This is a genomic window from Paracoccus sp. KKT209 (assembly GCF_055635455.1).
Window position 1 is genome coordinate 2,342,442 of record NZ_CM145758.1, and the last position, 15,148, is coordinate 2,357,589.

Annotated in this window: 15 protein-coding genes, 1 tRNA gene, 1 pseudogene and 1 other annotated feature; of the genes and pseudogenes, 7 read left to right on the forward strand and 10 right to left on the reverse strand. The window is 60.1% G+C overall.

Features of this window, described 5'->3' with window-relative positions:
* Nucleotides 1-32 precede the first annotated feature (32 nt).
* Nucleotides 33-512, forward strand: a complete 480-nt coding sequence (locus tag ACZ2G3_RS11590; RefSeq protein WP_470396157.1) for a very short patch repair endonuclease — start codon at nucleotides 33-35, stop codon at nucleotides 510-512.
* Between the two features lie 275 nt (nucleotides 513-787).
* Here the strand turns inward: ACZ2G3_RS11590 and ACZ2G3_RS11595 are convergent.
* Nucleotides 788-1,992: pseudogene (locus ACZ2G3_RS11595) on the reverse strand (IS256 family transposase).
* A gap of 190 nt (nucleotides 1,993-2,182) precedes the next feature.
* On the opposite strand from ACZ2G3_RS11595, the gene ACZ2G3_RS11600 reads away from it, so the two are divergent.
* On the forward strand, nucleotides 2,183-3,214 hold the full coding sequence (locus ACZ2G3_RS11600; RefSeq protein WP_470396158.1) for an IS110 family RNA-guided transposase: 1,032 nt from the start codon (nucleotides 2,183-2,185) through the stop codon (nucleotides 3,212-3,214).
* A 267-nt stretch (nucleotides 3,215-3,481) separates the two neighbouring features.
* On the opposite strand, the gene ACZ2G3_RS11605 is transcribed toward ACZ2G3_RS11600, so the two are convergent.
* On the reverse strand, nucleotides 3,482-4,237 hold the full coding sequence (locus tag ACZ2G3_RS11605) for a hypothetical protein (RefSeq protein WP_470396159.1): 756 nt from the start codon (nucleotides 4,235-4,237) through the stop codon (nucleotides 3,482-3,484).
* 394 nt (nucleotides 4,238-4,631) lie between these two features.
* Here ACZ2G3_RS11605 and ACZ2G3_RS11610 point away from each other — a divergent pair, with 394 nt between their 5' ends.
* Both ACZ2G3_RS11610 and ACZ2G3_RS11615 read left to right on the forward strand, forming a co-directional pair.
* Entirely contained in the window at nucleotides 4,632-5,645 is a 1,014-nt protein-coding gene (locus ACZ2G3_RS11610) for an IS3 family transposase (protein ID WP_470396160.1), read from the forward strand.
* A gap of 935 nt (nucleotides 5,646-6,580) precedes the next feature.
* Nucleotides 6,581-6,817, forward strand: coding sequence for a hypothetical protein (locus ACZ2G3_RS11615; protein ID WP_470396162.1), 237 nt, complete (start codon nucleotides 6,581-6,583; stop codon nucleotides 6,815-6,817).
* Nucleotides 6,818-7,056: 239 nt separating this feature from the next.
* Here ACZ2G3_RS11615 and ACZ2G3_RS11620 read toward each other — a convergent pair whose 3' ends face one another.
* Entirely contained in the window at nucleotides 7,057-8,022 is a 966-nt protein-coding gene (locus tag ACZ2G3_RS11620) for an IS110 family RNA-guided transposase (protein ID WP_470396164.1), read from the reverse strand.
* Nucleotides 8,023-8,171: 149 nt separating this feature from the next.
* Between ACZ2G3_RS11620 and ACZ2G3_RS11625 the strand changes: the two genes are divergently transcribed.
* A protein-coding gene (locus ACZ2G3_RS11625) for an IS3 family transposase (RefSeq protein WP_470396165.1) occupies nucleotides 8,172-9,400 on the forward strand; the annotation gives its coding sequence in 2 pieces (ribosomal slippage) (nucleotides 8,172-8,460 and nucleotides 8,460-9,400; 1,230 coding nt in all).
* Nucleotides 8,453-8,569: a sequence feature (AL1L pseudoknot), on the forward strand. It overlaps the preceding gene by 117 nt.
* Before the next feature lie 762 nt (nucleotides 9,401-10,162).
* On the opposite strand, the gene ACZ2G3_RS11630 is transcribed toward ACZ2G3_RS11625, so the two are convergent.
* The 3 genes from ACZ2G3_RS11630 to ACZ2G3_RS11640 all read right to left on the reverse strand — a co-directional run bounded on the left by ACZ2G3_RS11630 (nucleotide 10,163) and on the right by ACZ2G3_RS11640 (nucleotide 10,937).
* Nucleotides 10,163-10,363 (reverse strand): hypothetical protein, encoded by a 201-nt coding sequence (locus ACZ2G3_RS11630; RefSeq protein ID WP_470396167.1) that lies wholly within the window; start codon nucleotides 10,361-10,363, stop codon nucleotides 10,163-10,165.
* A gap of 105 nt (nucleotides 10,364-10,468) precedes the next feature.
* Nucleotides 10,469-10,657 carry a hypothetical protein gene (locus ACZ2G3_RS11635; RefSeq protein WP_470396169.1) on the reverse strand — a complete coding sequence of 63 codons (189 nt, stop codon included), beginning with the start codon at nucleotides 10,655-10,657 and terminating at the stop codon, nucleotides 10,469-10,471.
* A 121-nt stretch (nucleotides 10,658-10,778) separates the two neighbouring features.
* Entirely contained in the window at nucleotides 10,779-10,937 is a 159-nt protein-coding gene (locus tag ACZ2G3_RS11640) for a hypothetical protein (protein WP_470396171.1), read from the reverse strand.
* A gap of 565 nt (nucleotides 10,938-11,502) precedes the next feature.
* On the opposite strand from ACZ2G3_RS11640, the gene ACZ2G3_RS11645 reads away from it, so the two are divergent.
* Together ACZ2G3_RS11645 and ACZ2G3_RS11650 are read left to right on the forward strand one after the other, a co-directional pair.
* Nucleotides 11,503-11,916, forward strand: coding sequence for a helix-turn-helix domain-containing protein (locus ACZ2G3_RS11645; protein WP_470396173.1), 414 nt, complete (start codon nucleotides 11,503-11,505; stop codon nucleotides 11,914-11,916).
* 229 nt (nucleotides 11,917-12,145) lie between these two features.
* Nucleotides 12,146-12,334, forward strand: a complete 189-nt coding sequence (locus ACZ2G3_RS11650; RefSeq protein ID WP_470396174.1) for a hypothetical protein — start codon at nucleotides 12,146-12,148, stop codon at nucleotides 12,332-12,334.
* Here ACZ2G3_RS11650 and ACZ2G3_RS11655 read toward each other — a convergent pair.
* From ACZ2G3_RS11655 to ACZ2G3_RS11670, 4 genes are all read right to left on the reverse strand, one after another.
* Nucleotides 12,316-13,608, reverse strand: coding sequence for a tyrosine-type recombinase/integrase (locus ACZ2G3_RS11655; protein WP_470396176.1), 1,293 nt, complete (start codon nucleotides 13,606-13,608; stop codon nucleotides 12,316-12,318). The two genes, ACZ2G3_RS11650 and ACZ2G3_RS11655, sit on opposite strands and share 19 nt — an antisense overlap.
* Nucleotides 13,609-13,745: 137 nt before the next feature.
* Nucleotides 13,746-13,835, reverse strand: a tRNA-Ser gene (locus ACZ2G3_RS11660).
* Between the two features lie 46 nt (nucleotides 13,836-13,881).
* The gene (gene phaR / locus ACZ2G3_RS11665; protein ID WP_419270969.1) at nucleotides 13,882-14,463 is read right to left on the reverse strand and encodes a polyhydroxyalkanoate synthesis repressor PhaR; all 582 of its coding nucleotides are present in this window, start codon (nucleotides 14,461-14,463) and stop codon (nucleotides 13,882-13,884) included.
* Nucleotides 14,464-14,592: 129 nt separating this feature from the next.
* Nucleotides 14,593-15,051: a Phasin gene (locus tag ACZ2G3_RS11670; RefSeq protein WP_419270970.1), complete on the reverse strand. Its 459-nt coding sequence runs from the start codon at nucleotides 15,049-15,051 to the stop codon at nucleotides 14,593-14,595.
* Nucleotides 15,052-15,148: the final 97 nt, after the last annotated feature.

Consider the following 15,148-nt stretch of genomic DNA (forward strand, 5'->3'; position numbering starts at 1 on the left):
CAGCGCCAGGTGAAAAGGGAAAGGAACAGAGATTGGCAGATATCGTCACGCCGGAAGTGCGTTCGAGAATGATGGCTGCCATTGGGCGAAGAGACACGAAACCGGAAATTGCTGTTCGCAAGGCGTTGCATGCGGCCGGATTTCGTTTCCGTGTCGATGTGCGGAAACTTCCCGGTGCTCCCGATCTGGCTCTAAGCAAATGGCGCACGGCTATCTTCGTGCATGGATGCTTCTGGCACCGTCATGGAGGTTGTCCGAAGGCCAGCGTGCCCGCAACAAGACCGAATTTTTGGTTGGGAAAGTTTGCCTCTAACGTGGCGCGTGATCAGCGCGCGCAAGGAGCCCTTATCGAAGCAGGGTGGAAGGTCGTCGTGATTTGGGAGTGCAGCATTTCGACTTCGAACGTGGAGGCATCTTTGCTGTCGCTGATGAACTTCATTCGAGAAGGCGAGCCAAGCACGATGATCGAAATTCCGCAAGCAGCTACGTCGAATACTGTGCAGGCGACCTAGCTATCTGTGCCTGACACTGGCGCCCCGCCTTTTTAGATGCGCTGCCAGTAACGGGTGGACCACACTATCACTTGTGCCTTAGCCCCGCTCGATGTTCTAAGCGACCGCGTCTGGCTGAATTTGCTTAAGTTGGCTGTGCCTGTCATGGCATTCTTGCCTCAGAACCAGAGAGGAAGGCGTCCAAAAGGCGTGGGTCTGGTTCATTTATTTACCGCAGCAGTGCCGGGTTACGTCCGTCAAGCTGGTGTAATTTCTCAGATGGCCTGAGGTCATGATCAGGCGGCTTTTGTAGTAATGCTTAGAATGGGGTCGATCTCCTCCTTGTCGATCTGAGCGAAGGCCTCGACCTGCATGTAACGGCTCGAGGTCTGCCATTCGTCATTCTGCTCGAACAGCACCGCGCCGATCAGCCGCATGATCGAGGCTTCGTTGGGGAAGATGCCGACGACATCGGCGCGGCGCTTCACCTCCTTGTTCAGACGTTCAATCGGATTGGTGCTGTGCAACTTGGTGCGGTGCTGGCGGGGGAAGGCCATGTAGGCCAGCACGTCATGCTCGCTGTCGTCCATCAGGTCTGCCAGCTTGGGCCAGCGGGTGCGGACCTGCTCCGCGACATGGCGCCAAGTATCGCCAGCGTGCTTGCGATCGGGCTGTTCGAATGCTTGCCGTATCGCTGCCGCGACAACCGTATGCTGACCTTTGGAGACGTGGGCGAGGCATTGCGCATCCAGTGAACACGGCACCTGTGCCAGGTAGCTTCAAAGACGCGTGCAATGGCGGCCTTTAGGCCGGCATGGGCATCGCTGATCACCAGCCGGACGCCGTCGAGCCCGCGGGCCTTCAGCGAGCGCAGGAAGTCAGTCCAGAAGGTCTCTGCCTCTGACGGGCCAATGCCAAGACCGATGACTTCCCGGCGGCCTTCGGTGTTGGCGGCCACGGCGATAATGGCCGCAACCGAGACAATCCGCCCGCCCTGGCGCTGCTTGAGATAGGTGGCATCGAGCCAGACATAGGGCCACTCCCCCGTGAGCGGCCGGTTCAAGAACTCGCCGACCCGTTCATCGATGTCCTTGCACAGCTTGGACACCGTGCTCTTGGAGATGCCGCTCAGTCCCATGGCCTGCACGAGATCGTCAACGCGGCGAGTCGAGACGCCGCCGATCCAAGCCTCCTGGATCACGGCAACCAGTGCCTGTTCCGAGGTATTGCGAGCTTCGAGGAAGCCGGGGAAGTAGCTGCCCTGCCGCAGCTTCGGCACCCGCAGGTTCAAAGTGCCCAAGCGGGTATCAAGCGCACGTTCGCGATACCCGTTGCGCCAGGTCGTGCGGTCGCCGCTGCGCTCGTTGCGCCCGGCGCCGATCAGGCCATCGACATCAGCCTCCATGATCAGCTGAAGGACGGCCTCCGCGATGCTGCGCAGCAAATCACCCTGATCGTGCTTGGCCAAAAACTCGGACAGGTCCATGTTGGTCTTGGTCATCGGGGGCTCCGTATGGTTCGTGGTTGAAGCGTCGAAACTCCACCTCAATGGCCACCCGAGATTACACCGAACGTGCCGGTGAAATTACACCACTTAGCGTAATCGCCACGCCCCCACTCGCGGCTGTCTCTGTTGCAAGATGGGATCTGTTGCTTCGGCCCTCTGCCGGGGCGTGAACAGGGAGGATGCGATGGGAATGTTTGCAGCTTTGGACGTGTCGCAAGAAGAGACGGCGATTTGTGTGGTGCGTGAGGATGGGACGCAGGTGGCTGAGGCGAAGGTGCCGACCTGCCCGCACGCAATTGCAGCCTGGTTGGCTGAACGAGCCGAAGGCTTCGAGCGGGTCGGCATGGAGACCGGCCCGCTGGCAGTCTGGCTCTGGAATGCCTTGACGGAGCGGCAGGTGCCGATCATCTGCATCGATGCCCGCTACGCGAACGGCGTTCTGAAGATGATGCCGAACAAGACCGATCGGCATGATGCCCGCGGCTTGGCGCAGATCGTGCGCACCGGTTGGTTCAAGGCCGCGCAGATCAAGAGCCACGATGCCTATGTCAACCGGGCGATGCTGACGGCGCGGGAGGCTCTCGTCGGCATGCGCGTCAAGCTGGAGAACGAGATCAGGGGGCTGCTGAAGACTTTCGGCATCATGTTCGGCAAACGGGTCGGCGGGTTCAAGCGCCGGGCGGAGGAGATCATCGGAGGCGAGCTGATGGTCGCCCTGGACCTCGTGCCGATCTTCGAGACCCTGATGCAGGCCAGGCGCGACATCCTCGCCCGCATCGCCGCGCTCGACAGTCGCATCCGGTCAGTTGCCAAGCAGCATGCGACCGTTCGTTTGCTGATGACCGCGCCTGGAGTCGGGCCGATCACCGCGATGGCGGTTGTCGCGGCCTTCGATGATGCATCTCGCTTCCGCCGTTCCTCAAGCGTGGGGGCATATCTTGGACTGACGCCAAGGCGCTACGAGTCCGAGGAGATCAGCCGGAACGGGCGAGTGTCCAAGCGTGGCGACGGCTTCACCAGGAAGTGCCTGTTCGAAGCGGCGAACGCCATCTTCTGCCGAAACCTGGGCGGTCCAAGGCTGCCGGGCTGGGCCAAGGCGATCGCGGAGAGAACCGGTCCGCGCAAGGCCAAGGTCGCGCTGGCCCGGAAGCTGGCGGTGACCCTGCACGCCATGTGGCGCACCAACTCGCCCTTCCGGGAGGTCGCAATGACGTAGAACCCGAACTGATCTGACGCTGATCTTCAGCGCGACCGAATGCGTCCAGCCGGGACGCTTGGCGAGGGTAAGATCGTTCCCTGGACTGCGGCGACGACCGCGCACACCACTTCGATCAACCCGACCCTGAACGCAAACATGCGGCCCCAAGCGGCGACCGCGGAGAGAACCTCAGAGCCCGGCACGCAGGATGAACCGCAGAAGATACGCTCTTGACGAAGACGATTAGAGAACGTGCGCGGACACTACCGCAGTGCCGCCAACCGGCTAGTTGACGGGCTTGTCAAGCGCTGCCCTTCTTTTCGCATCCCTCTGACGCTGCTTCTTTTCACGCTCTATCCGCCGATCGTGCTCCAGTCGCTCAGCATCTGACATGGCCGCGCGATCAGCATTTGGAACTACGCGGGTCTTCCGGCGCCCCGCGTTGTAGGCTGCTCTTCCCTCCGGCGTCTGGCGATAGAGGTCAATAGCATCTTGGCGTCTTGTTCCCTCTTGCTCCCCACGCGCCTTTTCTTTCTCAGAACGCCTAGCGCATACCGCGGCCCGGTCCGCCGCCTCTATGGTTCGAGGGTCGGCGGGGCCGAATTCCCTGAGCGCTTCCTTGAACGCTTGTCGAGCATTCTTGTCCGCAACAAATGCTCGATCATATCGTGTTTTAGGCGCTGGGGCAGGAGTTGCAACCGAACGCACCCCGGCAGCCGGCGCCGGGTGCCTAGCCTGCTCCCAGATACGCCCGTGTTCATCCTCCCACTCACCAGGTCGCAGGGGCAATGTGAACTCATCATCGGTGGACGCTACAACTTGCTTCACGCGGACGGCCGCAGGATTGGCAGGAATGACGACAGGGCTGTCCGTTCCGATGGCGGCACACGCCTGCAGTAGAACAGCAACGTGGGCTTCGCGCGCAGCGGCGCAAGCCGCTCTTATCTCGTTGAGCTTCGCCTGCAATCCCCGCTCATCCGCGTCAAGTTCCCACGGGTCAACTGAAATGGGGCCGAAAACTGGATGATGATAATGGGCCATGGCAGTCTCTCAGAGCGTTGGCTGTAAAGGCAGTTCCCGAACAGGGATCAACTTGCATAGCCTCACCTAGATCAAGCGCAGCCCAGTGTCAATGTGAATTACTGCTAAGAGCCTCTGTGCTGACCGCTGAGCGGGGTAAACGAGACCGAGCGTCACCAGGGTAGCCGAAAACCAGAACCACCTCCATGCGGCCCGCTGCGGCGCTGTGCGCTTATCCGAGGCAATAGTTGCCATTGCTGGGGCTGATCATTCAGCGCAGACTTAAGCGGGCGCAGCCCCCCCCTGTGTCAGCGTAGTTGTCCGCCCTTCTTCTTTACCTCTATTTTTCAGTTGGGCGGGATAGGACGATGACTTGGGATATTCATAGGAACGTAAAGCGGCTTTGTTGAAACGTATGCTGCCGCCGCACAACATGGCCATTCGGCAGCTATCGCGGGAGGAAGGGATTTCTGAGGCGACGTTGCACAAGTGGCGGTCCGAGGCACGGGGCAAGGGTCAGCTTTTGCCTGACGCCGATGCTGGTCCCGAAGGCTCGTCTTCGCGCGACAAGTTTGCAGCGGTGCTGGGCATCTGCAATTCTGAGAGGTTCGCCAGCCTTCCGTCCAGCCAGATCGTGCCGAAACTGGCCGATCAGGGACGGTATCTGGCATCGGAGGCCAGTTTCTACCGCATCCTGCGCAGCAGCGGGCAGCAGCATCATCGGGGCCGGGCAAGACCGCCGGTCCGGCGCAAACCACCTGCCAGCTACAAGGCCAGCGCACCCTGCGAGGTCTGGACTTGGGACATCACTTGGATGCCCGGGCCGGTCGCTGGCATGTTCTTCTATCTCTACCTGATTGTGGACATCTTCAGCCGGAAGATCGTTGCTTGGGAAGTTCATGAGCACGAGAGCGCGGAGCTGGAGGCCACCCTGATCCGGCAGGCGGTTCTGGCGGAAGGCTGCATCACGCGCCCGCTGGTTCTGCACGCCGACAATGGCAGCCCGATGAAGGGCGCGACGATGAAGGTGACCATGGAGAAACTGGGCATCACGGCCTCCTACAGCCGTCCGCGCGTCAGCAATGACAATCCGTTCTCCAAGGCGCTGTTCCGCACCTGCAAATACCGCCCGGACTGGCCGACCAAGGGGTTTGCCACAAAAGAAGATGCACAGGCGTGGGTGAAATCTTTCACCGGCTGGTATAACAGCGTGCACCTTCACAGCGCGATCCGCTTCGTCACGCCAGATGCGCGCCACGCAGGCCATGACCGTGTAACGCTGGCCAACCGCGCCATGCCCTATACAAAAGCTCGTGCGCAAAAACCGGAACGCTGGTCAGGCCAAACCCGCAACTGGCAACCCGCCGGACCCGTCTGGCTGAATCCTGAACGCGAAACCAGCGTCCCTGAAATCAGAGACGCCGCATGAAATCGACGGACAACTTCTTTGACAAACACCGAGCCCGCGATGAGCCGGAGCAGCTCGATCAAACCGAGTTATTCTAGTAGTTGCCGATGCGGGACTTTTCAGGCCGGAGCGCATTCCTCATGTCCCGATTTTGCACGTCTATAATCTCTTCTTTCTCTTCTTTCTTCTTTTAAAGATAATCTAAAACGAACAAAATCGGGACGCCCGGAACGTTTAGAACGGGGACGTAGAACTTGGCTCGGGGCGTCCTCACGGTGCAAAAACGGGACAGCCGACGTTTGTCTGTCTGCCGCATCCCATGCAAAAACGGGACGAACAACTTCCGAGCGGTGATGATGCACGCACTGCATACGGAAGCGCTGGCCCACGTCCGGGTCCAGCAGCGCATGGCGGTCGCTGCAATGCTGAGGACGACCGTCGGTCAGAAAGCCAAGACTTAGGCCGAAGCTCGGCGGACTGTGGCCTCCTACGTGCTCAGGGGGAAGCAGTCAAACTCGCGCCATGATGAACGGACGCCGCGGCGCCATTCTCGCTTAGACAGACCACGTGTGCAGGCACTGGACGCAGATCCACCGGCAAATCCGTTCAAACAGGTGAAGGGCGAGGTCAAACGCCGAAGTCATCGGGATATCTCTCGTTGGCACTGCCATCATCCGCCTCGTCAGGCGGCCGGCACCGAATCAGGTTCTGCTCTGTCCGAGATCAGCTCCCTTACACAATCCGCGAGAGCATCGCCAAGGTCCTCCTCCTGCGCGCGAGATCATCCTCGAAAAAATCTGGGTATCTATGAGACGATTGGCGGCTTGGGCGGTATAATACCGGTAAGGCCACCACGGAAGGGAGAGTAACTACTCCTTCTGAACTGAACCTGAACCTGAACCTGAACCTGAACCTGAACCTGAACCTGAACCTGAACCTGAATGATGGACTTTAACATGGCAATCGCACCCGCACTGAAGCTACTCATGATCGAGAAAAAACTGGAAGCCGCATATGCTGAAAGCACCCGCAGGCAATTGGAAGCGGAGAGGCTGCAGCAGCAACTTACTCTCGCCAAAGCGGAACTGAGGGTGGCACGGCTGTCTGCACGGGCGCGTCGGGCCGAAGAACAGCAAAAGGCTGCAGACGAACAGGTGTTCAGGTTGGAACTCCAGCAGGAGGATGCGGCATAGGGGGCAATCGCTCATAGTAGCTGCCGCTGATGGCTGCCTCTCAAGCCCCGCCAGGAGAGCGCAGGCTACGATGTTGAGCCTGCGTTACCCATATCAGCCACCTGTCAGCATGAACTAATGGCTAACGGACATCCACTGGCTGTTAGCTCCGGCTGAAGACTACCCCTTTGAGTGCCAACATGCGCTTTGAACCGCTCCGGGTTTGCCGGAGGCTCCAACTCCTGAGTAGCAACTGTGTTTCAGGAGATGGCGCCTTGGTAGGTTGTTCCGGTTCGCATCATTGCGTTCAGCACGGTCAGGAGTTTGCGCGCGCAAGCGACGATGACGAGCTTCTTGGCCTTTCCGGCTGCAAGCAGGTGCTCTTTGAACGCCCTGAACCGCGGGTCGAACCTGCTGGCAGTGAGTGCTGCCAGATAGAGCGTTCTCCTGATCGTGCCGCGTCCACCCCATATGCTGCGTTTGCCGCGTCGATGTCCGGAATCATTGGCATGTGGTGCAAGTCCTGCGAGCGCCGCGATACGTCGTCGGTCCAGATCGCCAAGTTCAGGGAGTTGCGCGATCAAAGTTGCTGAGACGACGGGCCCGACCCCCTTGATCTGACGCAGACGAACGGCCTGATCGCGCAAGTCGGCCTGTTCCTGGATGACAGCCTCCATCTCTGCTTCGACTTTCGCCAAGGTGGCTTGCAGGGTCTTGATGTGTTGCGAGATGCTACGCCGGATCCATTGGTCCTGCGTTGTCCTCAAGCGGTTCTTCTCGGCAACGATCATGGCGGAGATGTCGGTGCGGTGCGCCGTAAGGTCAGCCAAACGCTGGCGTTCGGCAGAACGTGGGCGCCCCGGAACCAGCTGTAGAGCGCGTCCCATCTCGGCCAGGACCCGCGCATCGACACGGTCACTCTTGGCCAGACGCCCGGTAGCGCGAGCAAATTCGCGGGCCTGCCGAGGATTGACGCACGTCGCCTGCCGTCCGGCTTCGGACAGGGCGGACATGACAGGTCGCTCATAGCCGCCGGAAGCTTCGAGAATGACGATGGATGAGCCGACCGACGCCGCAAACCTGCGGAGTGATCGGCGGTCGGTCGGAATTCTCTCATGCCGCGAGGCGGCAGGGTCACACACGTCGATCCAGTCTTTCGCAACATCGACGCCGATGTAGGTTTGGGGCAAAGTCACTGTCCTGTCCTTGATATTCGGGGTCGGCACGGCGGTCGCCCCTTGCAACTATTCAGGTTCATGTGGTGGCGGCGCAGATGAGCCCCTTGCTACTCAGCGGGATCAGCTCCCCGGGATGGAACGGGGTCCCACCTGCGTTCCCAGTATGCCCGACCTTGAACACACAAGGATGGAGCATCATGAGCAAGACGACGAACAAGTTTTCCCCCGAAGTGCGCGAGCGTGCAGTGCGCCTGGGTCTCGACAATGAGGGTCAGCATGGATCGCGCTGGCAGGCAGTCATGTCGATTTCCGCGAAGATCGGCTGTGCGCCGCAGACCCTGAACGAGTGGGTCAAGAAGGCCGAGGTCGACAGCGGCAAGCGCTCTGGCATCTCGACCGACATGGCAGAGAAGATGAAGGCGCTGGAGCGGGAGAACCGGGAACTGCGCCAGGCCAACGAGATCCTGCGCAAGGCGAGCGCATATTTTGCGATGGCGGAGCTCGACCGCCGGTCGAAGTAATGGTCGGGTTCATCGACGATCAGCGAGGGAAGCACGGGGTCGAGCCGATCTGCAAGGTTATGCCGATCGCCCCATCAACCTACTACGATCATCTGGTAAAGCGGGCGGATCCAGCCCGGTTGTCAGACCGTGCCCGGCGCGACGCAACCCTGCGGCCCGAGATCGAGCGTGTCTTCGAAGAGAACTGGCGCGTCTACGGCGTGCGCAAGGTCTGGCATCAGCTGGATCGGAAAGGCTTCGATGTCGCCCGTTGCACAGTCGCCAGACTGATGAAGGACATGGGTATTCGAGGCATCATCCGGGGCAAGCCACACAAGACGACCATCTCCGACAAGAAGGCCCCCTGCCCGCTGGACAAGGTGAACAGGCAGTTCCGCGTGCCCGCGCCGAATATGCTCCGGGTCAGCGATTTCACCTACGTCGCTACCTGGAGGGGCTTCGTGTATGTCGCCTTCGTCATCGATGCCTATGCCCGCAAGATCGTCGGCTGGCGGGCGAGCCAAACAGCCCACGCAGGCTTCGTTCTCGATGCCCTCGAACAGGCTGTCCACGATCGCCGCCCAGCCAAGGGCGCGGGGCTCGTCCACCACTCCGACCGCGGGTCGCAATACCTGTCGATCAAATACACCAAGAGGCTGGGCGAGGCCGGCATCGAACCTTCCGTCGGCAGTGTCGGCGATAGCTACGACAATGCCTTGGCGGAGACGATCAATGGCCTGTTCAAGGCCGAGGTCATCCACCGTCGTGGGCCGTGGCGCAACTTCGAGGCTGTCGAATATGCCACCCTCGAATGGGTAGACTGGTTCAACAACCGCCGCCTGCTCGAGCCGATCGGGAACATCCCGCCGGCCGAAGCAGAGGCAAACTTCTACGCCGCTCTGGAAGCTGAAGACATGGCCGCGTAACTAATCGTAATCAGCCTCCGGCAGACCCGGCGCGGTTCACTGCACCGTGGCGGGCTGCGGGTCTGATCGTCTAATCGCGATCGGTTGACGTTGAGCAATGACATGCACATGAGGGCACAATCAGGAATGGAGGGACCACCTCGTCGGTCTTTGCACTGTGCGGCAACGACCGTTGCCCGGTTAGGAGGAGCGGGCGCTAGAATAGCAGCTTCTTAAAGCGATTTGCCGCTCAACCTCCTCCACTTCGGACGCTTGCCCGCGTGCAGCTCCGGTGCACCAACCTACCCTTCTTCAACGGCGGCGCATCTTCTGGCTCCCCAACCCACCCTGAACGAAAGTAGCTCCCGCGCAACGATGGAAACAGGATCCCTGTGACAAGGTGACGTTAGATGCTTCGATGCTGCGCAGCCCTCTTTCGATGAGGTGCTCTGCCCTTCATCCCGTCAACAGCAGCCGGGAGATTGAAGAACCTGTCCGCGAGTGCCAATTTCGCGCCCGCTGGCCGACGCAACCTCAGCATTTACTGGAGACAAATGCACATAGTAAATCCGGCCATGCACCATCTGAAGCCAATCTGGCCCTTCAAATGCTGGATCGCCTGCCGAAGATGTTACATTCGTGAACTCGGATGTAACATCAATGGGCGGAAATGAGACAAAGTGGGAGCTTCATGTCTTACTTGGTGGCAGTGGAGGGTCCTTTTGGAAGCCGCGTGGAGGCCCCGAAGCACCAGCATCGCTCCGGCCATAGCTTTTTAGGATTTCACGGGTTGAACGTCAGGACGAGGGCGGCGGTCACAAGAACCAGCACGACACCGGAAAGGCCGCCCATGACCATGGGGATATAAGCCCGCCACGGTTGCTGCTCGTCTCGCAGGTTCCGCTTGGCCCGTAGAAGGGATGCTTCCGCTTCCAGCCTGCGGGTTTCGCTCTGCATCTCCTCGACGCTCTTGGGTTCTTGCATGGAATTACCTCTTCGGATCAGCCACCAGCCATAGACCGCAGCCCCGATGGCGAGGCCTGTGTAAAGGATCGTGACGTAGGTTCCCAGTCCATCTCGCCCATTGTTCTACCTGCTGCTCAGCCAGATCGCATAAAGGACCATCGCAACGATCATCGCGCCGAGCAGTGCAATGGCGGTGAGGTCTGGCTCGCCCACACGCGCCTCGCCGTCCATCGCGCCGGAGGCAATCAAGACAGCAGCTATTGTTCCTTGGCTCACTATCTCGTCCCGAATGTCAGAGTGTCGTTGACCCATTCAACCATACGGCGGCAACGTTCCGCAGCCTTGCTCGGACTTGTCACCACCCACATTCCGAAGAGGACTGCATAACCGAACCCGATAAAGAAAAGGGCGAAAAAGAACTCGTGGTCGGACATCATAGCGGGGTCTGCCATTTCTTCCTCTCCTCGTCTCGATCCGCCTCGCGCTTCATCTCGCGCCTCCACAGCCAGTCGCCGATCCAATGCACGATTCCTGCTACCACCGCGAAGGATACACCCACGACAACAGGCGCGTATTCAGCGGGAATGCTCATACCTTGCTCCTTTCACGAAAGAGCCCGCTACTCAGCGGGCTCTTTAGTCTTATTCGCTGCGGTCGATCTTGCCGTGCTTTCGCTCAAACTGGCGCCAGCTCCACCAGTCCAGGCCCAAGGCAAAGACTATGCCCTCCCAATACCGACAATGAATGGGCCGTATTCAGCGGGAATGTTCATTTGCCATTCCAGATCCAATCAACCGGCTTGGAGACCAAGACGGCTCCAATGCCGACACATATCGCGGCCACAGGAATCCAGAATTCAACTGCGGTCATTCATTCCTCCTTCGAGGCGCTGATGAAAATATAATGGTCAACGGTGGGGCGCGCTAGTCTAACCAAGGACCACCACAGTGAAGGCCACATCAGCAATGGTTGGCAACACCTCCGCGGGTCATCCTGCCGGGAGTGGAGGGTCGGACCAGGGACAGCTTCGAAGTCCCTGAGCACCCCCTTCGCTTCAACGCGCTTTTCCTAGGACTTCGCACTTCCCTTGAACCCACCTGCAGCCCCCAAGAGCAGGCGCCGGCATGGCGGCCTAGACTCATCTTACCTCATAACAGATGAAAGTGACGACCATGCCAAACCCCTATGAAGACACGCCCGCCGCCATCTTTGTGCGCCGCCAGACGGAGTTGCTCAGCCACCGCAAGACCCAGAAGGTGATCGCGCATGAGGCAGGTTTTATTAACCCGAACCTGATCAGCATGATCAAGAACGGCGCCACCAAGATCCCGCTCGATCGGGTGCCCGCATTGGCGCGGGCTCTCGAGGCGGATCCGGCTTATCTCATGCGCCTCAGCCTTGAGCAGGCCATCGGCCGAACGGCATCGGTTGCCGTTCTGGAAGTTTTCGGCACGGCGACAACGCTGAACGAACGGGGCTGGCTGGAGGAAATCCGTGATGCCTCAGGGCAAACTGACCCGAAGCTGACGGCACGCTCGCGCACGGCGTTGCGCGCGATTTTCGGCAGGTAAGGTCCGCCAGCACAGGTTGGCAGAGGCTGTGCAGAAGCAGTCTCTGTCTCTGGCAAAAGGAAAGACTTTCGGTGGACCCCTGCCCGTTCCTAATCCCCTAGCTCGAAGCGCTGTGGAGGGGGTCGTGTCAGCAGAAGAGGCCTGAGCAGAAATCTTCGCGTTCTATGCGACTGTCTGTGGATTGACGGCTATAAATAGAACTAGGAAACCCTCCGCCCGAGCCCCGCCCATGCCTCTGCCCGTCTGCATAGAAGACCTTCAGAAGATGCACCTCATGGTGGCTGCGCTCGTGAGCGAGGACCCTGTTTACCTGCCGATCTTCCTTCGTATCGAGCAGGAAATTCTTCTTCTTGACACTCGGACGAGCGCCATCGAACGGGCTCGCATTGTCGCCGAACGTCACAAGGCAGCGGCCTGAAGCAGCTCCTGCTTCTGCTCTAGACTGGCTCCGTCTCCATATCGTTCACGCGTCAGACGGTGTCCGAACAGATCCCGCCGGATACGGTCGTCGATGCCCGCCGCCAGCATTCTGTCCTCAAACGCGTGGCGCAGGGAATAGAGCACATGACCCGGGCTTTCCATCAATCCATTCTCCCGCAGGAACTTGTTGATCGTGGCCGACAGGCTGGCGCTGCTGTCCCGATACCTCGGGAAGCCATCCGGGAAGACGCGCATGGCCTCCAGTGACACCCCCAGGAGCGGCACCTTGCGTTGGGCATAGCTGGTCTTGACCTGGCGCAGCTCCGCCTCGATCGAGATGTGGGGCACGTTGTGGTCGAGGTGGATGGTATTTGCCGTCAGCGCCGCCAGTTCCGAGGGCCGGCAGCCAGTGTTGATCATCGTGAGCAGGATGGCCCGTGCCTCAGCGTTCAGCCCAGCCAGCGCGCCGGGAGACAGGAGCTTCTCCTGGATCCATTTGCGTGAGAACGGAGGACGCCGCCTTGCTTCGGTTTCCTTCAGCTTGAGATCCGTGAGCGGCAACACCAATCCCAAACGCTTCAACTTGTTCACGGTCTTCAGGACGTCACCGAGATGGATCAGGTCCTTGTTTGCGCTTCCAGCGGTTAGATCCTCTTCTTCGATCCGTTCCAGCCACCAGTTGCGGAAGTCGAGCATGTCGTCGCCGGTGATCTCCTGGATGGGCTTGTTTCCGATCACATGGATCAGGTTCCCGATGGCCTTCTTGCGCGGGTTTTCCCACTTGCGGATCTGGTCCGGCGACTTTCCCAGCGTCTTGTCCCGGGCAAGGGTCCAGTAAAGCTCAAGGCAGCGACTGATCGTCAGGGGTGGTTCAGCGACCCCACCCAGTAAAGCCGCCGCCTCGAGCTGGTCCGGCTTCTCAGGATGGTCCCTGAACCCGGGAACGGCAGCAAACCTGTCGCGCAGTTGCTCCAGCGGCAGTTGCGCGACCTTGTCCGCGCGCAGATAACGGAAGCCCCGCGCCTCGGCGAGATCATGGGCAGCCGCGAACCACGCCTCGGCATCACTGGTGTCGCCAGCAAGCTTTGCTTCCAATCCGGCGATGAACTGCTCCCACACTGCAGCAGCCTTCAGCTCGGCAGCGGAGAGAGAATCAGTGTGTAGACTGATCCACACCATCTTTCGTGGTTCCACCGCGGCATAGCGTTTGGGCACCCGCCGATAAAGGTGAAGCATGCCCTTCTTCGAATTCTTGCGGGTGACGATCGCCATACTGTATCCCTGTCGCTCCAGGCCTTGTGTAGCACAAGATGTATAGCAGTTTGTATAGCATTTCCCATATCAGGTAGCTGCGCCCGCGGCTCCTGCGCGAGAAATCAACAGCTTAGGCTCCCGTAAGATCGCTGATGTGGCGGAGCGAGAGGGATTCGAACCCTCGAGACGGTTCCCCGCCTACACACTTTCCAGGCGTGCGCCTTCGACCACTCGGCCACCGCTCCGTTGGGGCGGGTCTAGCCTGCGGCGGGCGGCTGTGCAAGCCGGTTGTCAGAGTTTGGAGATGCGCTTTTGCAACTCGGCCAGCTGACGACGGATCTCGACCATGTCATGGTTGTCGTTGCCTGACGGGGCGGCATCCGTCGCCTTTGGCGCCTCCAGGTCCTCGGGCTCCGGACCGGACGCACCGCCGCGCCAGCCGCCCATCATCGCCTTCAGGAACATCTGCTGCTGTCGCTGCAGCGCGTCGAAGCCGGGCATGTTGGCCATGGGGTTGGGGATGATGGACATGTTCTCCATCAATTTGGACTGGCCTTCGCGCAGCATCTCGAAACTGGCGGCCAGGAACTGCGGCACGACCGATCGTGCATTGCCGGCATAGCTGCGAACCAGATCGGTCAGCACGTCCAGAGGCAGCACGTTTTCGCCGCGGCTTTCATGCTCGGCGATGATCTGCAGCAGATACTGCCGCGTCAGGTCGTCGCCCGACTTGAGGTCGACGATCTTCACCTCGCGGCCATCGCGGATGAAGGCGGCGATATCCTCGAGGGTCACGTAATCGCTGGTCTCGGTGTTGTAGAGGCGGCGGCTGGCATAACGCTTGATCAGCAGCGGCGCAGTCGTTGCGGCCATCCTGGGGTCCTTGCAGTCGGTTTTGCCCATGATGAAAGCTGCAAAGTCAAAAGGCAAAGGAAAAAGCCCCTGCCGGACATGCAGAAGGGGCGGCCGAGCCGCCCCTTCGCAAACAGTCCTGTCAGTCGATCACTTCGCCGCGGCAGCGGTCGCGGTGGCCTTCTTGACGGCGGTCTGGGTGTCGCGGTTGGCCTTTTCGGCCACCTTCTGTGCGTCCGAGGCAATGTCCTTGCCAGCGGTCAGCATCAGGTCGACGGTGTCCATCTGGACCTTCTTGGCCACTTCGGCATAGGCCGCCATGTGCTCGGCAGCCAGTTCGGCCGAGGCCGACGCAAAGTCGCTCATCGCCTTGGCGTATTCCGACGGCTCTTCCTTGACGGCGGCCAGCTCACCCATGCGGGTGATCGAGTCCTTGGCCCAGCGGGCAGAGATCTCGGTCGAACGCTCGGCGGCGGACAGCGCCACGCGGGCCAGCTTCTCGCCCAGCAGGTTCTGAGACTTCATCGCTTCCTGGAACGAGCTGGTGTCGATCGGGAAGTTCGCCATCATGTCCTGCATCGTCTTGGCGAAATCGGGGGTCTTTGCCATGTCAATCACTCCTCGTGCTGCAGCGATAAAGAGACTTGGGGAACCATCGCCGCTTCAATTCCATGCAGCCAATATGAATGCTGCACCGCAGCATTTC